The organism is Streptomyces sp. BR123, from assembly GCF_013401435.1.
Lineage (GTDB): Bacteria > Actinomycetota > Actinomycetes > Streptomycetales > Streptomycetaceae > Streptomyces.
The window spans coordinates 1-20,557 of the sequence record NZ_JACBGN010000115.1; the positions used below are offsets into that span (position 1 = coordinate 1).

Here is a 20,557-nt window from a genome sequence, read left to right on the forward strand (position 1 = left end):
GGTCGGGGGAGCGGACGTTTCCGGCGGGGCCGGTCAGTCCCGGGTCAGCTCCGCCTCGGCTCGGGCGAGCGCGGCGAACTCCTCCTCCGGCGCCGAGGCCACGAGGTGGTGCCGACTGTAGAACGCGAAGTAGCCGAGGGCGACGGCGTACACACCCAGGGCGATGAACGCCGCGTCCTTGTCCACCAGGAAGGTGGCGACCAGGGCCGACAGGGCGAGGAGGAAGGCCGCCGAGGAGGTCGCGATGCCGCCGGGGGTGCGGTACGGGCGCTCCAGGCCCGGTTCGCGGCGGCGCAGCACGATGTGCGACAGGGCCATCAGGGCGTAGGAGATGGTCGCGCCGAAGACCGCGATGTTGAGCATGCGCGGGCCGTTCCCGGTGCCCGCGGCGAGCGCGAAGCCGATCGCTCCGGGGATGAGCAGGCCGAGGTACGGCGCCTTGCGGCGAGAGGTCAGGGACAGGAAGCGGGGCAGGTAGCCGGCGCGGGACAGGGCGAACAGCTGGCGGGAGCCGGCGTAGATCAGGGAGAAGAACGAGGCCACGAGCCCGGCGAGGCCCGCGTAGTTGACGAAGGTCTTCAGCCAGCCCAGGCCCGGGTCGCCCTCCAGGGCCACGACCAGGGGGTTGCCGGCGTCCTTGATGGCGTCGGCGCCGCGCGCGCCGGTGGAGGCGAGGAAGGTGACGAGGGCGAGGAGCACCAGGATGGCCATGGAGGTCGACAGCGCCCGCGGCATCGAGCGGACCGGGTCCTTGGCCTCCTCGGCGGCCAGCGGCACGCCCTCGACGCCGAGGAAGAACCACATGCCGAAGGGGAACGCCGCCCAGATGCCCAGCAGGCCCATCGGCAGCCAGGAGTTCGCGCCGAGGGCGGCGGTGTCGACGGGGATGTCGTCGAGGCGTGCCGGGTCGAACTCGGTGAACGCGCCGACGGCGAAGACGATCAGGGCGACGACGGCGACGGCGGTGACGACGAGGGAGAAGCGCAGGGCCTCGCCGACGCCCCACAGGTGGATGCCGATGAAGATGGCGAAGCAGGCGAGGTAGACGGGCCAGCCGGAGGTGAGGCCGAAGAGGTTCAGGGACTCGACGTAGTCGCCGATGAAGATGGCGATCGCGGCCGGGGCCAGGATGTACTCGATGAGGATCGCGGTGCCGGTGAGGAAGCCGCCCCAGGGGCCGAGCGCCCGGCGGGCGAAGCCGTAGCCGCCGCCGGCCGTGGGCAGGATCGCGGACAGCTCCGCGAGGGAGAACACCAGGCAGGCGTACATCGCGCCCATCAAGGCGGTGGCCACGGCGAGGCCGCCGAAGCCGCCCTGGGCGAGCCCGACGTTCCAGCCGGAGAAGTCGCCGGAGACGACGTAGGCGACGCCGAGGCCGGTCAGCAGCAGCCATCCGGCGCTGCCGCGGCGCAGGGTGCGCCGCTGGAGGTAGTCGTCGCCGCCCTCGGGGGATCTGGTGGATTCGGGCACGGCTGTCAGCCGTGCCCCGGTGTCGTCGGCCATGTGCGTCGCTCCTGCCCGGGACAATGGTTGTGCCGCGTACCTTTGCGCCAGTCGAGCGGAGTGCGCAAGACCCCTGCGTAAAACGAGGGTTACGAAAACCTCTCGGAGTGACGTGCGGGGCGCCCCGCTCAGGCCAGGAATCCGCGCAGCAGCGCCGCCGTGCCGCAGCAGTGCTCGCGCATGACCTCGCGGGCCGCGTCGGCATTGCGCTCCAGCACCGCGTCCACGAGCGCGGTGTGCTGCGCCTGGGAGTGCTCCAGGTTGCGCACCAGCAGCGGAATGCAGTCCAGCAGGTCGTTGACCCTGGCGCGGACGGCGGCGTACTGGGCGGTGAGCGTGGCCGACCCGGCGAGCTCGCACAGCGTGAGGTGGAAGAGGGTGTCCTGGCGGCGGTAGTCGGCCAGGGGTGCGTCGTGGGTGGCGGCCAGCGCGCCGAGCAGCCGCCCGGAGTCCTCCTCGGACAGCCCCTGGGCGGCGCACAGCCCGGCCGCGCCCACCTCCAGGACCTCGCGGAACCGCAGGACGTCCTCCAGGTCCACGCCCGCCACGCGCCGGCGCAGCTCGTCCTCGGTGCCGCCGGCCGGGGTGTCCGGGCGGGGCAGCACGAACGTCCCGCCGTACCGCCCGCGGCGCGCTTCCACCAGGCCCTGCTCCTGGAGCACCTTGAGCACCTCGCGCAGGGTGACCCGGCTGATGCCCATCGCCTCCGCCAGCTCCCGCTCGGGCGGCAGGCGTTCCCCGCCCGGCACCAGGCCCAGCCGGACCACCTGGAGGATCTGTTCGAGCGCCTCCTCGAAACCGTTGCCCGCCCGCACCTGGCGGAGCACGGGATTGAGCCGCGCCATCTCGCCGCCTTCGCCCGCCGCGTCGGTCATCTCTGCTCCTCCCCTTCCCAATCAATGGTTCTTTTCAATACCTTAGGCCTCCTCGGCTCACCGAAGGAGAGATCCCCGTGGTTGACCGCATGCCGCCGCTCGCGCCCGAGGAGCTCCGCGCCCTCGTCGCCGCCGGCGAGATCGACACAGTCGTCCTGGCCTTCCCCGACATGCAGGGCAGGCTCCAGGGCAAGCGGTTCGCCGCACAGTTCTTCCTCGACGAGGTCATGGAGCACGGCACGGAGGGCTGCAACTACCTGCTCGCCGTGGACACCGACATGAACACCGTCGATGGCTACGAGATGTCCTCCTGGGAGCGGGGCTACGGCGACTTCGCCATGCACCCCGACCTCGCCACCCTGCGCCGGATCCCCTGGCACCCCGGCAGCGCCCTGCTCCTCGCGGACCTCGCCTGGAACGACGGCGGGCCCGTCACCGCCGCCCCCCGGCAGATCCTGCGCCGCCAGCTGGAGCGCCTCGCCGGGCACGGCTACACGGCCATGGTCGGCACCGAGCTGGAGTTCATGGTCTTCAAGAACAGCTACGAGCAGGCCTGGGACTCCGGCTACCGCGGACTGACCCCCGCCAACCAGTACAACATCGACTACTCCGTCCTCGGCACCGGCCGCATCGAACCCCTGCTGCGCCGGATCCGCAACGAGATGCAGGGCGCTGGCCTGGTCGTGGAGTCCGCGAAGGGGGAGTGCAACCTCGGGCAGCACGAGATCGCCTTCCGCTACGACGAGGCCCTGACCACCTGCGACCAGCACTCCGTCTACAAGACCGGGGCCAAGGAGATCGCCGCCCAGGAGGGCGTCTCGCTCACCTTCATGGCCAAGTTCGACGAGCGCGAGGGCAACTCCTGTCACATCCACCTCTCGCTCACCGACACCGACGGACGCAACGCGATGGCCGGCGACGGACCCGGCGGAATGTCACCCGTCATGAGGCACTTCCTGGCCGGCCAGCTCGCCGCGCTGCGCGACTTCTCCCTTCTCTACGCCCCGAACATCAATTCCTACAAGCGGTTCCGGCCGGGATCCTTCGCCCCGACGGCCGTCGCCTGGGGCATGGACAACCGGACCTGCGCCCTCCGTGTGGTCGGCCACGGGCGCTCCATGCGCTTCGAGAACCGCCTCCCCGGCGGCGACGTCAACCCCTACCTCGCCGTCGCGGGCCTGGTCGCGGCCGGCCTCCACGGCATCGAGAACGGCCTCGAACTGCCCGAGGCCTGCCCCGGCAACGCCTACACCGGCGACTACGCCCACGTCCCCGCCACCCTGCGGGAGGCCGCGGAGCTGTGGGAGAACAGCGAGATCGCCAAGGCCGCCTTCGGCCCCGAGGTCGTCGCCCACTACCTGAACATGGCCCGCGTCGAACTGGACGCCTACGACTCCGCCGTCACCGACTGGGAGCGCCGCCGCTCCTTCGAACGCCTCTAGCCCACCCGTGCAGGGCACCGCACGGCACCGCACCCCTGATCCGAACGTCTGAGAGGCACCACGTGTCCGACGCGCTGGCCCCCGACCACCTGAGGGTTCTGAATCCGGCCACCGAGGAAACCGTCGCCATCGTCCCGGCCGCCACACGGGACGATGTCGACGCCGCCGTCACCCGCGCCGCCGCGGCCCAGCGGGCCTGGGCGGCCGCCGCCCCCGCCGACCGGGCCCGGCTGCTGCGCCGGTTCGCCGCGGTCGTCGACGGGCACATCGAGGAACTGGCCCTCCTGGAGGTACGGCAAGCCGGCCACACCATCGGCAACGCCCGCTGGGAGGCCGGCAACGTCCGCGACCTCCTCGACTTCGCCGCCGGCGGGGTCGAGCGGCTCTCCGGCCGGCAGATCCCCGTCCCCGGCGGCATCGACGTCACCTTCCTCGAACCCCTCGGCGTCATCGGCGTCATCGCCCCGTGGAACTTCCCCATGCCGATCGCCGCCTGGGGCCTGGCCCCGGCGCTCGCCGCGGGCAACGCCGTCATCCTCAAGCCCGCCGAGACCACCCCCCTCACCGCGCTGCGCCTCGCCGAACTCGCCCTCGAAGCCGGGATCCCCGAGCACCTCTTCCAGGTGCTCCCCGGCCGCGGGGACACCGCCGGCGACGCCCTCGTCGAACACCCCGGAGTCGCGAAGATCGTCTTCACCGGCTCCACCCGCGTCGGCAAGCAGATCATGGCCAAGTGCGCCGACCGGGTGAAGCGCGTCACCCTCGAACTCGGCGGCAAGAGCCCCAACATCGTCTTCGCCGACGCGGACCTGGAGGCGGCCGCGGCAGCCGCCCCCATGTCCTTCCTCGACAACACCGGCCAGGACTGCTGCGCCCGCACCCGGATCCTCGTCCAGCGGACCGTGTACGACCGCTTCCTCGACCTGCTCGCACCCGGTGTCGAAGGGGTCGTCGTCGGCGACCCCGCCGACGAGAAGACCCAGATGGGCCCGCTGATCTCGCGCGCCCAGCTGGACCGCGTCCGCTCCTACGTCACCGACGACCTCACCGCGATCCGCGGTACCGCCCCCGACGGCCCCGGCTTCTGGTACCCCCCGACCCTCGTCACGGACGTCGCCCCCACCGCGCCCGTGGCCGCCGAGGAGGTCTTCGGGCCCGTCGCCGTCGTCCTGCCCTTCGAGGACGAGGAGGACGCCGTACGCCTGGCCAACGCGACCGAGTACGGCCTCTCCGGCTCCCTCTGGACCCGCGACGTCGGCCGCGCACTGCGCGTCTCGCGCGCCGTCGCCGCCGGCAACCTGTCCGTCAACTCCCACAGCAGCGTCCGGTACTGGACGCCCTTCGGCGGCTACAAGCAGTCCGGACTCGGGCGCGAGCTCGGACCCGACGCCCTCACCGCATTCACCGAGACCAAGAACGTCTTCATCAGCACGGAGGCCTGAACCAATGACCGCCCAGCCCACCGAAGAGACCGAAGAGACCGTCTGCCGCCGCCTGGTCGGCCGCACCGCCGTCATCACCGGGGCCGGCAGCGGCATCGGCCTCGCCACCGCCCGCCGCCTCGCCTCCGAAGGCGCCAACGTCGTCTGCGCCGACATCGACGAGACCGCCGGCAAGGCCGCCGCCGAAGAGGTCGGCGGCACCTTCGTCAAGGTCGACGTCACCAGCCCGGAGGACGTCGAGGCCCTCTTCAAGACCGCCTTCGACACCTACGGCTCCGTCGACATCGCCTTCAACAACGCCGGCATCTCGCCCCCGGACGACGACTCCATCCTCACCACCGGCCTGGAGGCCTGGAAGCGCGTCCAGGACGTCAACCTCACCTCGGTCTACCTGTGCTGCAAGGCCGCCCTGCCCTACATGCAGCGCCAGGGCCGAGGCTCCATCATCAACACCGCCTCCTTCGTGGCGATCATGGGCGCCGCCACCTCCCAGATCTCCTACACCGCCTCCAAGGGCGGCGTGCTCGCCATGTCCCGCGAACTCGGCGTCCAGTTCGCCCGCGAGGGCATCCGCGTCAACGCGCTGTGCCCGGGCCCCGTGAACACGCCCCTCCTGCAGGAGCTGTTCGCCAAGGACCCCGAGCGGGCCGCCCGCCGCCTCGTGCACATCCCCCTCGGCCGGTTCGCCGAGGCCACGGAGATCGCCGCCGCCGTGGCCTTCCTCGCCAGCGACGACTCCTCCTTCATCAACGCCACCGACTTCCTCGTCGACGGCGGCATCTCCGGCGCGTACGTCACCCCCCTGTAGCCGCACCGGACCACACGTCCCCCGCTCAACCCACCCGACGGCCGGGCGTCGCACGACGTCCGGCCGTCCCGCACCCGGCCCCGAAGCCCGGCGGCACCACCATCCCGGACCGGACCGACACGGCTGCCAGCCGTGGTATCAGAGGGCGAGGCTGACGACCCAGTAGTCGTACTCTTCCGCGGTGATGCCGCAGATGTGGTCGCCGGACGCGGACCGGGCGATGAACTCGATCCGCCTCTGGTCGTCGATGAGGCGGGAGACGTCGGTGGCCTCGGTGAGGCGCACCCGGACCCAGCCGACTTCCCGGCTCCCGGTCACCACCGCTGTGATGAGGAACGTCCCGTCGTCGCCGACGACCCCGTCCCGGCGGGCGTGCTCGAGCCACAGCCCCTGCACCCCCGCCCGGTCCGCGTCCAGGGGGAACGAGGCGCTGGGCCCCACCTCGAACCCCGCCATGGCCCGCCAGGCGTCCTCCACCGAGGGGCCGGCCTCGTTCCCCACGACCGCAACCACCTTGAGCCCGCTGCCCCGGAGGTGCTCGATGAGGTTGTCCGCACTCGTGCGCATGTCAGGTCTCCTCGGGGAAGTAAGGGGTGGTCTCCGGCGGGGCTCCGCCACGGCTGCCGGACCCCGTCCCGGTGTCCGGCCCGTGTCCCGCCACACTCCCGCACGCCCCGTCGACGGGGAGAGCGCCTCCTCCCCGAGCCGCTCCCCACGGAATCCTGGCGTACGCGGCTCCCCGGGGAGGACCGGGCCGGCCACGAGGAGGTCACCCCGCCCGGGAGTCGGAGGCGGGAGTCAGAGGAACGTGCGGCCCTCGCCGCGGTAGGTGGGGGCGACCGCCGTCACGCGGTCGCCCTCGACGAGGTGCAGGGCGTCGAAGCGTTCGCACAGCTCGCCCGCCTTCGCGTGCCGGAACCACACCCGGTCGCCGATCAGCAGGTCGTCGGCCGGGGCGCCGAGCAGCGGCGTCTGCACCTCGCCCGCGCCCTCCTGCGGGTCGTAGCGCAGCCCCGCCGGCAGGTACGGCTCGGGGAGCCGGTCGGCGCCGGCCGCGCCCGAGGCCGGGTAACCGCCGCCGAGCACGGTGACCACGCCGACGCCCGGCCGCCGGACCACCGGCTGGGCGAACAGCGCCGCCGGCCGGCCGCGGAAGGAGGTGTAGTGGTCGAACAGCCGCGGCACGTACAGCCCGGAACCGGCCGCGACCTCCGTGACCGCGTCCTCGGCGGCCGTCTGCTGCACGCTCCCGGTGCCGCCGCCGTTGACGAACTCCAGGTCCGGGACCACCGCCCGCACGGCCCGCACCGCCTCCGCGCGGCGGGCGGCCAGCTCGCGGCGGGCCGCCGCCTGCATCAGCCGGATGGCCCGGGACCGCAGCGGACGCCCGGCCGGCGCGTCGCCGACCCCGGCGACATGGCCCTCGTACCCCATCAGCCCGACCACCCGGAACCCCGGCCGGGCCGCGACCGTACGGGCGAGCGCCGCCAGCTGCGCGGGCTCCCGCAGCGGCGAACGCCGGGCGCCGACCCGGACCCGGCCGCCGAACAGGTGCAGTGCGGTGTCCAGTTCCAGGCAGACGCGGATCTCCTGGGTGCCGCCGCCGCGGGACCGGTCGATCAGCTCCAGCTGCGCCGGGTCGTCGACCATGACGGTGACCGCCGCCGCCAGCTTCGGATCGCCCGCGAGCTCGGCGAAGCCGGCGCGGTCGGCCGAGGGGTAGGCCAGCAGCACGTCCTCGAACCCCGACCGGGCCAGCCAGACCGACTCCGCGAGGGTGTACGACATGATCCCGGCGAACCCCGGCCGGGCCAGGACCCGTTCGAGCAGCGCCCGGCAGCGGACCGACTTGCTCGCGACCCGGACCGGCTTCCCGGCGGCCCGCCGCACCAGATCGCCGGCATTGGCGTCGAACGCATCGAGGTCCACGATGGCCAGGGGAGCGTCGAGATGCGCGGTGGCCCGGTCGTACCGGGCCCGGTCCCCACCGGCGGCAGCAGTCATGGGCCGCAGCTTGCCACGCCGCCGTACCCTCGGGTAACCCCCGGGGCAGACCCGCCCCGGCGGTCCTGACCCCGGCCGTCGCACCCGGCCGGAGAGCCGGGGCGGTAGGGGCGGCCGCGTAAAGTACCCCGGAGGCAGCCGTACGAAACGGGGGGCGGAGCCGCCGGATGAGCACGTCGACACCGCAGACCGCGGCCCTGCCCGACCCCGAAACCGATCCCGACCGCCTTCCGCGCGCCTCCCGCGGCGGAGCCCGCACCGCGGCGGCCGCCCTCTGCGCCGTGCTCGGGACCGGCCTGCTGGCCGCCGCCGCCCTCACCGGCTGGGCCGAACGGCATGCCGCCGGCCGCCCGCCGACCCCCGAGGCCGCCTACCGCACCGCCGCCTCGCTCTGGCGCGCCGCCCCCGCCGACAGCCTCTTCCCACCGGTCCTGACCGGCCCCGACAGCGGCCCCGGCGGCGCCGACCGCACCTGGACGCGGGTGGCCCTGGCCCCCGACTCCGACTGCGGGCCCGCCCTCGCCCCCGACTGGCAGACCGCGCTCGCCCCCACCGGCTGCACCCGGGTCCTGCGCGCCACCTACGCCGACGCCACGGGGAGCTCCCTGGTCGCCGTCGGCATGGTGTTCACGCCCGCCGACGCCACCGCCATGGCCGGCCTGCGCGGCCGGCTCCCCGCGCCGCCCGCGTACGGCTTCGCGGACGCCCGCCGCGCCGCCTGGACCGCGTCCGTGCTGGCCGACGCCCCGGTCGTCGTCTACACCGTCTCCGCGTTCGCCGACGGCCGCACCCTGGAGGCGCCCGTCCCGGCCGAGGAGGCGATGCGGAAGAACGCCCCCGGCGCCGTCGCCCAGGCCGGACTCGGCCACGAGGCCAAGGCGGTCGCCGACCGGATGGAGGGCGCCGTCCGCTCCCTCGCCTCCCCGACTGCCCCGAAGTCCGCGACGGCGGCCGCTCCCGGCTCCGGCTCCGGCCCCGGGTCCGGCTCCGCAGGGGCCGCCCGATGAGCCGCACCCGCTCCGCCGCGGCCCTCGTCCTCGGCGCCGTCCTCGTGGGCGCCACCGCGCCCCCGGCCGCCGCCGACGCCGTACGCGACCGCCAATGGGGCCTGACCGCCCTGCGCGCCGAGGAGGCGTGGGGCATCACCCAGGGCGACGGCGTCACCGTCGCCGTCCTCGACACCGGCGTCGACTCCACCCACCCCGACCTCGCCGGACAGGTCCTCGACGGCACCGACCTGATCGGCATGGGCGCCGGCCCCGGAGACCGCGCCTGGGCCCGCCACGGCACGGCGATGGCCGGGATCATCGCCGGGCACGGCCACGGCCGCAACCGCCGCCAGGGCGTCCTCGGCGTGGCACCGCAGGCGAAGATCCTGCCGGTCCGGGTGATCCTCGAAGAGGGCGACCCGGGCCGGTCCACGGCCCGCCAGAGCAAGGGCGGCGCCCTCGCCGAGGGCATCCGCTGGGCCGCCGACCACGGCGCGGACGTCATCAACCTGTCGCTCGGCGACGACAGCGACTCCGCCCGCCACGAGGCCGCCGAGGACGAGGCCGTCCAGTACGCCCTCGCCAAGGGCGTCGTCGTGGTCGCCTCCGCGGGCAACGGCGGCCGCCAGGGCGACCACGCCTCCTACCCGGCCGCCTACCCCGGGGTCATCGCCGTGACCGCCGTGGACCGCAGCGGCCGCAAGGCCGCCTTCTCCACCCGCAACTGGTACGCCAGCGTCAGCGCCCCCGGAGTCGGTGTCGTCATCGCCGACCCCGACCGCGCCTACTACGAGGGCTGGGGCACCAGCGCCGCCGCCGCGTTCGTCTCCGGCACCGTCGCCCTCCTCAGGGCCGCCCACCCGGACCTGTCCCCGGCCCAGATCAAGAAGCTGCTCCAGGACACCGCCGCCGACGCCCCGGCCGGCGGCCGCGACGACTCCCGCGGCCACGGCCTCGTGGACCCCGTCGCCGCCCTCCAGGCCGCGGAGGCCCTGCGCCCCGAGCCGGCGCTCCCCGTGCCCGTCGCCGCCGCGCAGCGGTACTTCGGCCCGGGCCCCGAGCCCGCCCGCCCCGCCGACCGGGCGGAGCGGCTCCGCGTCCCCGTGGCCGCGGGCACCGGGCTGGCGCTGCTCGCCCTGGCCGCCGTACTGGCCCGGCGGCCCAGAGCCGCGCGGCACGTGTCCGAGTCCTGACCGGCCCGGGTCCTGACCGGCCCCGAGTCCTGCCGGGGCTCTTCCGGGCCGGCGAGGCCCGACCGGGCGTCGGCGCCGCCGCGGAGGGGGATAGGGTCGGGAAACGTGGCGAACAAAACCATCCCCGATCCCGGTTTTTCCGACGACGACGGCTCCGCCGACCCCCGGCTGAGCGCGGCCCTGGCCGCCTGGTCCGAGGACCGGGCGAAGGAGCCGGAGCTGCTGGCCGCGCTCCGGGAGGCCCGGCTGCTCGTCCCGGTCGTGGCGATCCTCGGCGACGTCGAGACCGATCCGGAGACGGGCCTCAAGCGGGAGAAGACCAGCGACATGGCCGTCCCCACCCTGCAGGCGGGGAACCGGCGCGCGCTGCCCGCGTTCACCTCGATCGCCTCGCTCGCGCTGTGGGACCCGGGCGCCCGGCCCGTGGCCGTACCCCTGCGCCAGGCACTGGCCGCCGTCGCGCACGAGAAGGCCGACACGCTGCTCCTCGACATGGCCGGCCCCGTGACCTACCAGCTCACCGGCTCGGCGCTGCTCGCCCTGGCCGAGGGCCGCACCGACGCCGACCCGCTGGCCGATCCGGCGGTGCGGGAGGCCGTACGCGCCGTGGTGGCGGCGGAGCCCGCCGTGCTCCGTGCCCACCTGGTCCCGGCGGGCGCGGACGCCGACGGCATCCTCGCGGTCGTGCCGGCCGCCGGCCCGCAGGCCGAGGCCGCGGCCGCGGCCCGCCGGATCGCCGAGGCCCTGGCGGCGGACGAGACCCTGCGGGCCCGCCTCGTGCGCGGGCTGGACCTGGCGCTGCTCCCCGAGACGGCCCCGGCCCCGCCGGGGGAGGCGCTCTTCACCCGCTGAGCCCGCCGGAGCGGGAACCGGAGTGAGAAGAAGCACGAAAAACGGGAGGGCCGGGGCGCAGCGCCCCGGCCCTCCCGCATGCCGTTCCCTGACTGCGGCGGTCAGGCGTAGACGGGGCCGGTGAACTTCTCGCCCGGTCCCTGGCCCGGCTCGTCCTGGACGACCGACGCCTCGCGGAACGCGAGCTGGAGCGACTTCAGGCCGTCGCGCAGCGGGGCCGCGTGGAAGGAGCTGATCTCGGTGGCGCTGGCCGTGACCAGGCCGGCCAGGGCCGTGATCAGCTTGCGGGCCTCGTCGAGGTCCTTGTGCTCGGAGTCCGGCTTGTCGAGGCCCAGGTTGACCGCCGCGGCGCTCAGCAGGTGCACGGCCACCGTGGTGATCACCTCGACGGCGGGCACGTCCGCGATGTCACGCGTCAGGTCGTCGTAGTCGGGGGCCTGGTCGGCGTCGGCGGCGGGGGAGGGGGTCGCGTCAGTCATGCCCACACGATAAGCCGGGTCGCGCGGGCGCCTGACCTGCCACCGGGTGAGCAGGTCTGGCGCGGAATGCTATATTGGGCTACGACCGGCCGGAGACCTGTGTCCCCGGCCCACAAGTGGAGGCTCCGTTCTCCCACCTGACCGCCCTCCGGGGCGGCGGGTCACCGGTCAGGCGGTATCCATCGTTCCGTACGGACGATGGAAAGCCGCCCGAGTCTGCGCCCCGCGGTTCGCATGCGGCGGTGCTCCGGTTGTCTTGGAGCCCCTGCCTGTGCCCGTCGGGGCATTTTTCTTGCCCTGCCGCGGTTGGTCACGACGACACAGACGTCAGCGGCTGTCTGCCTGACAGCCGTGTGGTGCTACCGAGGAGGATCCATCAGCACCGAGCCCCGCATCAACGATCGGATTCGTGTCCCTGAGGTGCGACTCGTCGGTCCCAGCGGCGAACAGGTGGGCATCGTCCCGCTTGCGAAGGCGCTTGAACTCGCGCAGGAGTACGACCTGGACCTGGTCGAGGTCGCAGCGTCTGCCCGTCCGCCGGTCTGCAAGCTCATGGACTACGGCAAGTTCAAGTACGAGTCGGCGATGAAGGCCCGTGAGGCGCGCAAGAACCAGGCGCACACGGTCATCAAGGAGATGAAGCTCCGGCCGAAGATCGACCCGCACGACTACGACACCAAGAAGGGTCACGTCGTTCGGTTCCTCAAGCAGGGCGACAAGGTCAAGATCACGATCATGTTCCGTGGTCGCGAGCAGTCCCGGCCGGAACTCGGCTACCGACTGCTGCAGCGTCTGGCGGAGGACGTCCAGGACCTCGGTTTCGTCGAGTCGAACCCGAAGCAGGACGGCCGCAACATGATCATGGTTCTCGGTCCCCACAAGAAGAAGACCGAGGCGATGGCCGAAGCCCGCGAGGCCCAGGCCGCCCGCAAGGCCGAGCGCCAGGGTGCGGCCGCCGCCAAGGAAGCGGACGCCGCGGAGGGCGACGACGTCGCTCCTGCCGAGGTTGCCGAGGCTGCCGACGCCTCTGACGAGGCCCAGGCCGAGGCCTGATCCCGGGGCATCCGGTCCCGGATCACCGACACACCATGACGTTCCCGCAAGCCGGTCCGGCACCGGACCGGTGGGGACGCCACTGACGAGGAGATAACGGCGCCATGCCGAAGAACAAGACGCACAGCGGTACCAAGAAGCGCTTCAAGGTCACCGGCTCCGGCAAGGTGCTCCGTGAGCGCGCCGGCAAGCGCCACCTGCTCGAGCACAAGTCGTCCAAGCTGACGCGTCGCCTCACCGGCAACGCCGAGATGGCCCCGGGCGACGCCGCGAAGATCAAGAAGCTTCTCGGCATCTGACGTCCCGCCCCACCGGGGCGGGATGCCAAGACCGGTACCCATCGAACTTTCGGGCCGCGTGACCACACCCGCGGCCCCGCTACAAGGAGTTAACAAGTGGCACGCGTCAAGCGGGCAGTAAACGCCCACAAGAAGCGCCGGGCGATCCTCGAGGCGGCCTCCGGCTACCGCGGTCAGCGTTCGCGCCTGTACCGCAAGGCCAAGGAGCAGGTCACCCACTCGCTGGTCTACAACTACAACGACCGCAAGAAGCGCAAGGGCGACTTCCGTCAGCTGTGGATCCAGCGCATCAACGCCGCTGCCCGCCAGAACGGCATGACGTACAACCGCCTCATCCAGGGTCTGAAGGCCGCCAACATCGAGGTGGACCGCAAGATCCTCGCGGAGCTGGCCGTCAACGACGCCAACGCGTTCGCCGCGCTGGTCGAGGTCGCCCAGAAGGCGCTCCCGGCCGACGTGAACGCCCCGAAGGCCCCCGCCGCCGCCTGAGCACTCGCTTGAGCAGCAGGCCTTCACTGGCTTCAGCCCGGACCCGCAGGCCCTGTGCCTGCGGGTCCGGTGCGTGTGGGGCCCCGCCCCGCACCCCTTGCCGCGCCCGCGGTACACCCGCAGCACACCCGCAGTACGCACGGAAGCGAGCCGACCGACCATGGGTACCCCCGCCCCCGCCGAGCTGATCTCCCCCCGGTCCCCGCGGGTGGCCGCCGCGAGGCGGCTGGCACGGCGCAACTTCCGCACCAAGGAGCGCCGCTTCCTCGCCGAGGGCCCCCAGGCCGTCCGCGAGGCCGTCGAGCACCGCGGGGCCACCGGCCCCACCCTGATCGAGCTGTTCGCCACCGTCGAGGCCGCCGAGCGCTACAGCGAGATCATCGCCGCCGCCCGCGCCGCCGGCGCCCGCGTCCACCACGCCTCCGACGAGGTGCTCGCCGAGGTATCGCAGACCGTCACCCCCCAGGGCATCGTCGGCGTCTGCCACTTCCTCGACTCGCCGTTCGAGGAGATCCTCGCCGCCCGGCCCCGGCTCGTCGCCGTCCTCGCCCACGTCCGCGACCCCGGGAACGCCGGTACGGTGCTCCGCTGCGCCGACGCGGCCGGCGCCGACGCGGTCGTCCTGACCGACGCCTCCGTCGACCTGTACAACCCCAAGTCCGTCCGCGCCTCCGTGGGCTCCCTCTTCCACCTGCCCGTCGCCGTCGGCGTGCCCGTGGAGCGGGCCGTCGAGGGGCTGCGTGCGGCCGGCGTGCGGATCCTCGCCGCCGACGGGGCCGGCGAGGACGACCTGGACGCCGAGCTCGACGCGGGCACCATGGGCGGCCCCTCCGCCTGGGTCTTCGGCAACGAGGCCTGGGGCCTGCCCGAGGAGACCCGGGCGCTCGCCGATGCCGTCGTACGCGTCCCGATCCACGGCAAAGCGGAAAGCCTGAACCTCGCCACGGCCGCCGCCGTGTGCCTCTATGCTTCCGCGCGTGCACAGCGGGCGCCCGGAGGGTGCCGCTCCGTGACCCCCAGCTAGTAATGTGGCCGCCCGGGGGCCCACTGCGCTACTCGGAGATGTGGGGTACGGGGACATGACCGTCGGTACGAACAGCTCGCCAGCGGCCAGGAACGCGGCGGGGACGCCCTCCCTGGGAGCCGTGCCCGCGCAGCACCCGGGCGGCCGCGCAGGCCCGGACCCGGCCGGCCCGGCAGCCGCCGGCCCGGACACCGCCGACGCCACCGGCCTCGGCATCGACCCCGACGACCTGCCCGACGGGCTCGTCGTCGCCGACGACACCGGCCGGGTCATCTGCTTCAACTCCGCCGCCGCCCGGATCACCGCCCTCGCCCCGGCCGAGGCCCTCGGCGCCCGCATCGACCGGGCCCTTCCGCTGGAGGACCTCGAGGGCCGCCGCTGGTGGGCCCTGACCGACCCGTACGGCGGCCTCGCCACCCGCCGCGGCCAGCCCGAGCGGAACCTCCTGCTCCCCGGCGGCCGCGAGGTCCTCGTCTCCGCCCGGTACGTACGCGCCTACCCCACCGGCCCGCTGCGCCGCCTCGTCGTCACCCTGCGCGGCACCGAGGCCCGCCGCCGCACCGAGCGCAGCCACGCCGAGCTGATCGCCACCGTCGCCCACGAGCTGCGCTCCCCGCTGACCTCCGTCAAGGGGTTCACCGCGACCCTCCTCGCCAAATGGGAGCGGTTCACCGACGACCAGAAGCGCCTGATGCTGGAGACCGTCGACGCCGACGCCGGCCGCATCACCCGCCTGATCGCCGAACTCCTCGACATCTCCCGCATCGACTCCGGGCGCCTGGAGGTCCGCCGCCAGCCCGTCGACATCGCCGCCGCCGTCGGCCGGCACGTGCAGGCCCTCACCGCGAACGGCCAGGCCCCCGACCGGTTCCTCGTCCGCGTGAGCCGCTCCCTGCCCGCCCTGTGGGCCGACCCGGACAAGATCGACCAGATCCTCGGCAACCTCCTGGAAAATGCGGTGCGCCACGGCGAGGGAACCGTCACCATCGACGTATCGCCGACCAGCCTGACGAACGCTGCGGGCAAGACCGAGAAGGGAACAGCCGTCACCGTGACCGATGAGGGCCCCGGTATCCCCGAGGAGTCGATGGGCCGCGTCTTCACCCGCTTCTGGCGGGGCAGCAAGCGCGGCGGCACCGGCCTGGGCCTGTACATCGTCAAGGGCATCGTGGAAGCCCACGGCGGCACCATCACGGTCGGCCGCGGCCCCGGCGGCGGCGCCGAGTTCCGATTTATCCTGCCCGTCGGCGCGCCCGCGTACCTCGCGCAGTAGCACCAGCACTGCGGAGCGTCTCGCCAGGCGGCCCTCGGGCTCCTCACCTCCCCCGCGGCCCGTAGACTCGTCCTTTGGCACCTTTGTGTCCTTGTGTCGAGCCTCCTTGTGTCGAGCGGGGACCTCCAGCCAGCCCATCGGAAGTACGGGAAGAGATGTCGGCACCCAACAAGTCGTACGACCCTGTCGAGGTCGAGGCACTGAAACCGGAAGAGATCGAGCGCATGCGGGACGAGGCGCTCGCCGCCTTCGCGGCCGCCGGCGACCTCGACGAACTGACGCACGCGAAGACCGCCCACGCCGGCGGCACGTCGCCGCTCGCCCTCGCCAACCGCGAGATCGGCGCGCTGCCTCCGCAGGCCAAGGCCGAGGCGGGCAAGCGCGTGGGCCAGGCCCGCGGCGCCGTGAACAAGGCGTACGCGGAGCGCCTCGCCCAGCTGGAGGCCGAGCGCGACGAGCGCGTCCTGGTCGAGGAGGCCGTGGACGTCACGCTGCCGTACGACCGTGTCCCGGCCGGCGCCCGCCACCCTCTGACCACGCTCATGGAGCGCATCGCGGACGTCTTCGTGGCCATGGGCTACGAGGTCGCCGAGGGCCCCGAGGTCGAGGCGGAGTGGTTCAACTTCGACGCCCTCAACTTCACGCCGGACCACCCGGCGCGGCAGATGCAGGACACGTTCTTCGTCCAGGGCCCCGAGGGTGTCCGGGGCGACGAGTCCGGTGTCGTGCTGCGCACCCACACCTCGCCGGTGCAGGCCCGCTCGCTCCTGGAGCGCCGTGAGCCGCCCGTCTACATCGTCTGCCCGGGCCGCGTGTACCGCACCGACGAGCTCGACGCCACGCACACCCCGGTCTTCCACCAGGTCGAGCTGCTGGCCGTGGACAAGGGCCTGACCATGGCCGACCTCAGGGGCACCATCGACCACATGGTCAAGGAGCTCTTCGGCGAGGAGACCACGACCCGCCTGCGTCCGCACTTCTTCCCGTTCACCGAGCCGTCCGCCGAGATGGACATGCAGTGCTACGTGTGCCGCGGCGCGTCGGTGGGCAACCCCGACCGCCCGTGCCGTACCTGCTCCAGCGAGGGCTGGATCGAGCTGGGCGGCTGCGGCATGGTCAATCCGAAGGTGCTCATCGCCTGCGGTGTGGACCCCGAGGAGTACAGCGGGTTCGCCTTCGGCTTCGGCATCGAGCGGATGCTGATGTTCCGGCACAACGTGGAAGACATGCGAGACATGGTCGAGGGTGACGTCCGGTTCACCCGGCCGTTCGGGATGGAGATCTGATGCGGGTCCCGCTTTCTTGGCTGCGGGAGTACGTCGACCTGCCCGCGGGCACCACCGGTCGAGACGTCGCTGCCAAGCTCATCGACGCCGGCCTGGAGGTCGAGACCGTCGAGCAGCTCGGCGCGGACCTGACCGGTCCCCTCGCCGTCGGCCAGGTGCTGACCATCGAGGAGCTGACGGAGTTCAAGAAGCCCATCCGCTTCTGCACCGTCGACGTCGGCCGGGCCAACGGCACCGGCGAGCCCCAGGAGATCGTCTGCGGCGCCCGGAACTTCTCCGTGGGCGACAAGGTCGTCGTGGCGCTGCCCGGCGCGGTCCTGCCAGGCGACTTCGCGATCGCCTCGCGCAAGACGTACGGCAAGAACTCGCACGGCATGATCTGCTCCGGCGACGAGCTGGGCATGGGCGACGACGGCACGCACGGCATCATCGTGCTGCCGCCGGAGCACGAGGTCGGCACCGACGCCATCGAGCTGCTGGAGCTCGTCGACGAGGTCCTCGACATCGACGTCACCCCCGACCGCGGCTACTGCATGTCGATGCGCGGCATCGCCCGTGAGACCGCCACCGCGTTCGGCCTGCCGCTGCGCGACCCGGCGCTGCTCGACGTCCCCGCGCCGAACTCCTACGGCTACCTCGTCAAGATCGAGGACCCGGCCGGGTGCGACCGCTTCACCGCGCGCACCGTCACCGGCCTGGACCCCGAGGCCCGCTCCCCGATCTGGCTCAAGCGCCGCCTGCAGAAGGCCGGAATGCGCCCGATCTCCCTCGCCGTGGACGTCACGAACTACGTGATGCTGGAGCTGGGCCAGCCGCTGCACGCCTACGACCGCTCCCGCCTGGACGGCGCCATCGGCGTCCGCCGGGCCGAGCAGGGCGAGAAGTTCACCACCCTCGACGGGGTCAAGCGCACCCTGGACGCCGAGGACCTGGTGATCACCGACAACAGCGGGCCGATCGGCCTCGCCGGCGTCATGGGCGGAGCCGACACGGAGATCGCGGACTCCGTGGCCGATCCGGAGACGGGCGCCGTCACCGGCACCACGGACGTCGTGATCGAGGCCGCGCACTTCGACCCGGTCTCCATCTCGCGCACCGCCCGCCGCCTGAAGCTCTCCTCGGAGGCCTCCAAGCGTTTCGAGCGCGGCGTCGACCCGCAGGCCGCCTCCGCGGCGGCGCAGCGGACCGTCGACCTGCTCGTGCTGCTCGCCGGCGGCACCGCCGAGGCCGGCGTGACCGAGCTCGTCGCCCCGGGCGCCCCGCGCACCGTCGCGATGCGCGCGGACCACCCGGACAAGGTCGCGGGCGTCGACTACGGCCGCGAGACCGTCGTCCGCCGCCTCCAGGAGGTCGGCTGCGACGTCTACGGCCAGGACGAGCTCGTCGTCACCGTCCCGTCGTGGCGGCCCGACCTCGCCGAGCCGAACGACCTCGTCGAAGAGGTCATCCGGCTGGAGGGCTACGCCAATCTCCCGTCGACCCTGCCCCAGGTGCCGTCCGGCCGCGGTCTGACCGCGCGCCAGCAGCTGCACCGCCGGGTCGGCCGGGCACTGGCCGGCGCCGGCTACGTCGAGGCGCTGAACTACCCGTTCATCGGCGAGCAGGTCCTCGACCAGCTGCAGCTGCCCGCGCACGACGCCGCCCGGCAGGTCGTGCAGCTGGTCAACCCGCTCTCCGACGAGGAGCCGGCGCTGCGCACCACGCTGCTGCCGGGCCTGCTCCAGGCGCTGCGCCGCAACGACAGCCGCGGCAGCCACGACCTCGCCCTGTTCGAGACCGGTTCGGTCTTCCGGGCCGGCGACCGGCCGGGCGTCGCGGTGCGGCTGCCCGTGGACCGCCGTCCCACGGACGAGGAGATCGCCGCGCTCGACGCCGCCCTGCCGGCCCAGCCGCGGTACGCCGCGGTCGTGCTGGCCGGAGCGCGCGAGCAGGCCGGCTGGTGGGGCAAGGGCCGCCCGGCCGACTGGGCGGACGCCGTCCAGGCCGCCCGCGCGCTGGCCGTCGAGGCCGGGGCGGAGCTCGTCGTGCGCCAGGGCCAGTACGGTCCCTGGCACCCGGGCCGCTGCGCCGAGCTCGTCGTCACCCTCGACGGGGTCGAGCAGGTCATCGGCCACGCGGGCGAGCTGCACCCGCGCGTCGTGAAGGCGCTGGGCCTGCCGGCCCGCACCAGCGCGATGGAGCTCGACCTCGACCGTCTCGCGGCGGCCGGCGGCGAAGCCGTGGAGGCGCCCCGGATCTCCTCCTTCCCGGTGGCGACCCAGGACGTCGCGCTGATCGTCGACGCGTCCGTCCCGGCGGCCGACGTCGAGGCGGCGCTGCGCAAGGGCGCGGGCGAACTGCTGGAGTCGCTGCGGCTGTTCGACGTGTTCACCGGCGAGCAGGTGGGCGAGGGCAAGAAGTCCCTGGCGTACGCGCTGCGCTTCCGCGCGGCCGACCGCACGCTGACGGCCGAGGAGTCCACGGCCGCCCGTGACGCGGCGGTGGCGCTGGCCGCCGAGCGCACCGGTGCGGTGCTGCGCGGCGCTTAGCCGCCGTCCGCCACGCGTAGGGCCAGGTGAGGGGCGTATCCGGGGAACCGGATGCGCCCCTCACTCATTCGGGTGAGAACCTTCTCCGGCCGTGTTCCGGGGCGGACCGGGTCGCCAGAATCGAGGCGGCCGGGTGCCCAGGGCCGGACACGGGGAGTCCCAGGGATGATCACGCGTGGGGAGATGACCCAGCTGCGCCGGGCGGGCGTCCTCGCATGGGGCGGCGCCGCGGTGTCCTGGGAGCTGTCCGCGCCCGGGCGGCCGCTGTGGGCCGGACTCGCCAGCTGCGCCGCCTTCCTGCTCCTCGCCGCCGTCTGCGCCCTGCACGTCCGGCGCGGCCTGAGGGCCCGGCTCAGACGCTCCCAGGAGATCGCGGGCGCCGCCCAGCGGGCGCTGCTGCGGCCCTTGCCCGGTCGGATCGAGGGGCTCGCAATGGCGGCGGCCCAGCTGTCGGCCAGCCGGGGCGCGGCGGTCGGCGGCGACCTGTACGAGGCCGTGCCCACCCCGTACGGGGTGAGGCTCGTCATCGGGGACGTACGCGGGCACGGCCTGCCGGCGCTGGCGGCCGCGGCCGCGGTGCTGGGCGCCTTCCGCGAGGCGGCCTACGACGAGGCCTCGCTGGCCGGGGTGCTGCGGCGCATGGAGCGGGCGCTCGGGCGGCACGTACGGGAGCGGGCCCGGGCGGAACACCCGTCCGCCTGCCCGGCCGAGCCCGAATCCCCGTCCGCGGAGGACTTCGTGACGGTGCTGCTGCTGGAGATCGGGAGGGACGGCGCCGTGGCGGCCCTCAACTGCGGCCACCCGTGGCCGGTTCTGCTGCGCCGTCCGCAGGGCGATCCGCCGGAGCCGCGTGGGGCCGTCCCGCCCGCCGCCCCGGCCCGAAACCGGGTGGCGCTGTCCGTACCCGCGCCGTACCTGCCGACGGGGCCGGGAGGGGCCGTGCCCCGGGCGAGGAGAGGATGTGCGCTCCGGCCCGCGGCGGGACGGGAAGCCGACGGGGCGCCCGCGGGGGAGGGGG

19 protein-coding genes are annotated in these 20,557 nt (G+C 73.7%); 14 read left to right on the top strand and 5 right to left on the bottom strand.

The window, feature by feature from the left end:
- Positions 1 to 33 precede the first annotated feature (33 nt).
- Positions 34 to 1,503 carry an ethanolamine permease gene (gene eat, locus HYE82_RS18940; RefSeq protein WP_218782792.1) on the bottom strand — a complete coding sequence of 490 codons (1,470 nt, stop codon included), beginning with the start codon at positions 1,501 to 1,503 and terminating at the stop codon, positions 34 to 36.
- A gap of 128 nt (positions 1,504 to 1,631) precedes the next feature.
- On the bottom strand, positions 1,632 to 2,378 hold the full coding sequence (locus tag HYE82_RS18945; protein WP_179175285.1) for a FadR/GntR family transcriptional regulator: 747 nt from the start codon (positions 2,376 to 2,378) through the stop codon (positions 1,632 to 1,634).
- 77 nt (positions 2,379 to 2,455) lie between these two features.
- Between HYE82_RS18945 and HYE82_RS18950 the strand changes: the two genes are divergently transcribed.
- The 3 genes from HYE82_RS18950 to HYE82_RS18960 all read left to right on the top strand — a co-directional run bounded on the left by HYE82_RS18950 (position 2,456) and on the right by HYE82_RS18960 (position 6,070).
- Positions 2,456 to 3,820, top strand: coding sequence for a glutamine synthetase family protein (locus tag HYE82_RS18950; protein ID WP_179175286.1), 1,365 nt, complete (start codon positions 2,456 to 2,458; stop codon positions 3,818 to 3,820).
- 62 nt (positions 3,821 to 3,882) lie between these two features.
- Positions 3,883 to 5,262, top strand: a complete 1,380-nt coding sequence (locus HYE82_RS18955; RefSeq protein ID WP_309144375.1) for an aldehyde dehydrogenase family protein — start codon at positions 3,883 to 3,885, stop codon at positions 5,260 to 5,262.
- 4 nt (positions 5,263 to 5,266) lie between these two features.
- Positions 5,267 to 6,070: a 3-oxoacyl-ACP reductase gene (locus HYE82_RS18960; RefSeq protein ID WP_179175287.1), complete on the top strand. Its 804-nt coding sequence runs from the start codon at positions 5,267 to 5,269 to the stop codon at positions 6,068 to 6,070.
- 138 nt (positions 6,071 to 6,208) lie between these two features.
- On the opposite strand, the gene HYE82_RS18965 is transcribed toward HYE82_RS18960, so the two are convergent.
- On the bottom strand, positions 6,209 to 6,637 hold the full coding sequence (locus HYE82_RS18965; RefSeq protein ID WP_179175288.1) for a hypothetical protein: 429 nt from the start codon (positions 6,635 to 6,637) through the stop codon (positions 6,209 to 6,211).
- Positions 6,638 to 6,868: 231 nt separating this feature from the next.
- Complete coding sequence (locus HYE82_RS18970) at positions 6,869 to 8,074, bottom strand: amino acid deaminase/aldolase (RefSeq protein ID WP_179175289.1); 1,206 nt, start codon at positions 8,072 to 8,074, stop codon at positions 6,869 to 6,871.
- A gap of 167 nt (positions 8,075 to 8,241) precedes the next feature.
- Between HYE82_RS18970 and HYE82_RS18975 the strand changes: the two genes are divergently transcribed.
- The 3 genes from HYE82_RS18975 to HYE82_RS18985 all read left to right on the top strand — a co-directional run bounded on the left by HYE82_RS18975 (position 8,242) and on the right by HYE82_RS18985 (position 11,108).
- Complete coding sequence (locus HYE82_RS18975) at positions 8,242 to 9,081, top strand: hypothetical protein (RefSeq protein ID WP_179175290.1); 840 nt, start codon at positions 8,242 to 8,244, stop codon at positions 9,079 to 9,081.
- Entirely contained in the window at positions 9,078 to 10,256 is a 1,179-nt protein-coding gene (gene mycP / locus HYE82_RS18980) for a type VII secretion-associated serine protease mycosin (RefSeq protein WP_179175291.1), read from the top strand. The genes HYE82_RS18975 and mycP overlap by 4 nt, the downstream gene beginning before the upstream one ends.
- 105 nt (positions 10,257 to 10,361) lie before the next feature.
- A complete protein-coding gene (locus tag HYE82_RS18985) occupies positions 10,362 to 11,108 on the top strand; it encodes an SseB family protein (protein ID WP_179175292.1) in 747 nt (248 codons plus the stop codon).
- 101 nt (positions 11,109 to 11,209) lie between these two features.
- Here the strand turns inward: HYE82_RS18985 and HYE82_RS18990 are convergent, their stop codons facing one another.
- Complete coding sequence (locus HYE82_RS18990; RefSeq protein WP_179175293.1) at positions 11,210 to 11,587, bottom strand: DUF1844 domain-containing protein; 378 nt, start codon at positions 11,585 to 11,587, stop codon at positions 11,210 to 11,212.
- A gap of 351 nt (positions 11,588 to 11,938) precedes the next feature.
- On the opposite strand from HYE82_RS18990, the gene infC reads away from it, so the two are divergent.
- The 8 genes from infC to HYE82_RS19030 form a co-directional block, all read left to right on the top strand.
- Positions 11,939 to 12,640: a translation initiation factor IF-3 gene (gene infC, locus HYE82_RS18995; RefSeq protein WP_179175301.1), complete on the top strand. Its 702-nt coding sequence runs from the start codon at positions 11,939 to 11,941 to the stop codon at positions 12,638 to 12,640.
- Positions 12,641 to 12,744: 104 nt separating this feature from the next.
- Positions 12,745 to 12,939, top strand: a complete 195-nt coding sequence (gene rpmI / locus HYE82_RS19000; protein WP_114056849.1) for a 50S ribosomal protein L35 — start codon at positions 12,745 to 12,747, stop codon at positions 12,937 to 12,939.
- Positions 12,940 to 13,035: 96 nt separating this feature from the next.
- Positions 13,036 to 13,428: a 50S ribosomal protein L20 gene (gene rplT / locus HYE82_RS19005; RefSeq protein WP_179175294.1), complete on the top strand. Its 393-nt coding sequence runs from the start codon at positions 13,036 to 13,038 to the stop codon at positions 13,426 to 13,428.
- 160 nt (positions 13,429 to 13,588) lie between these two features.
- Positions 13,589 to 14,452 carry an RNA methyltransferase gene (locus HYE82_RS19010; RefSeq protein WP_179175295.1) on the top strand — a complete coding sequence of 288 codons (864 nt, stop codon included), beginning with the start codon at positions 13,589 to 13,591 and terminating at the stop codon, positions 14,450 to 14,452.
- A 55-nt stretch (positions 14,453 to 14,507) separates the two neighbouring features.
- Positions 14,508 to 15,725: an ATP-binding protein gene (locus tag HYE82_RS19015; RefSeq protein ID WP_179175296.1), complete on the top strand. Its 1,218-nt coding sequence runs from the start codon at positions 14,508 to 14,510 to the stop codon at positions 15,723 to 15,725.
- Positions 15,726 to 15,880: 155 nt separating this feature from the next.
- The gene (gene pheS, locus HYE82_RS19020) at positions 15,881 to 17,011 is read left to right on the top strand and encodes a phenylalanine--tRNA ligase subunit alpha (RefSeq protein WP_179175297.1); all 1,131 of its coding nucleotides are present in this window, start codon (positions 15,881 to 15,883) and stop codon (positions 17,009 to 17,011) included.
- Positions 17,011 to 19,539 (top strand): phenylalanine--tRNA ligase subunit beta, encoded by a 2,529-nt coding sequence (pheT, locus tag HYE82_RS19025; protein ID WP_179175298.1) that lies wholly within the window; start codon positions 17,011 to 17,013, stop codon positions 19,537 to 19,539. The genes pheS and pheT overlap by 1 nt, the downstream gene beginning before the upstream one ends.
- A gap of 165 nt (positions 19,540 to 19,704) precedes the next feature.
- Positions 19,705 to 20,557, top strand: an 853-nt coding sequence (locus tag HYE82_RS19030) for a PP2C family protein-serine/threonine phosphatase (RefSeq protein WP_256987409.1), incomplete at its 3' end; no start/stop codon positions are given.

Excerpts from the sequence above, each read along its gene's own strand:
- eat (WP_218782792.1), bottom strand. The coding sequence starts at position 1,503 with ATGGCCGACGACACCGGGGCACGGCTGACAGCCGTGCCCGAATCCACC.
- HYE82_RS18945 (WP_179175285.1), bottom strand. The coding sequence starts at position 2,378 with ATGACCGACGCGGCGGGCGAAGGCGGCGAGATGGCGCGGCTCAATCCC.
- HYE82_RS18960 (WP_179175287.1), top strand. The coding sequence starts at position 5,267 with ATGACCGCCCAGCCCACCGAAGAGACCGAAGAGACCGTCTGCCGCCGC.
- HYE82_RS18965 (WP_179175288.1), bottom strand. The coding sequence starts at position 6,637 with ATGCGCACGAGTGCGGACAACCTCATCGAGCACCTCCGGGGCAGCGGG.
- HYE82_RS18970 (WP_179175289.1), bottom strand. The coding sequence starts at position 8,074 with ATGACTGCTGCCGCCGGTGGGGACCGGGCCCGGTACGACCGGGCCACC.
- HYE82_RS18975 (WP_179175290.1), top strand. The coding sequence starts at position 8,242 with ATGAGCACGTCGACACCGCAGACCGCGGCCCTGCCCGACCCCGAAACC.
- mycP (WP_179175291.1), top strand. The coding sequence starts at position 9,078 with ATGAGCCGCACCCGCTCCGCCGCGGCCCTCGTCCTCGGCGCCGTCCTC.
- HYE82_RS18990 (WP_179175293.1), bottom strand. The coding sequence starts at position 11,587 with ATGACTGACGCGACCCCCTCCCCCGCCGCCGACGCCGACCAGGCCCCC.
- rpmI (WP_114056849.1), top strand. The coding sequence starts at position 12,745 with ATGCCGAAGAACAAGACGCACAGCGGTACCAAGAAGCGCTTCAAGGTC.
- HYE82_RS19010 (WP_179175295.1), top strand. The coding sequence starts at position 13,589 with ATGGGTACCCCCGCCCCCGCCGAGCTGATCTCCCCCCGGTCCCCGCGG.
- HYE82_RS19015 (WP_179175296.1), top strand. The coding sequence starts at position 14,508 with ATGACCGTCGGTACGAACAGCTCGCCAGCGGCCAGGAACGCGGCGGGG.
- pheS (WP_179175297.1), top strand. The coding sequence starts at position 15,881 with ATGTCGGCACCCAACAAGTCGTACGACCCTGTCGAGGTCGAGGCACTG.
- pheT (WP_179175298.1), top strand. The coding sequence starts at position 17,011 with ATGCGGGTCCCGCTTTCTTGGCTGCGGGAGTACGTCGACCTGCCCGCG.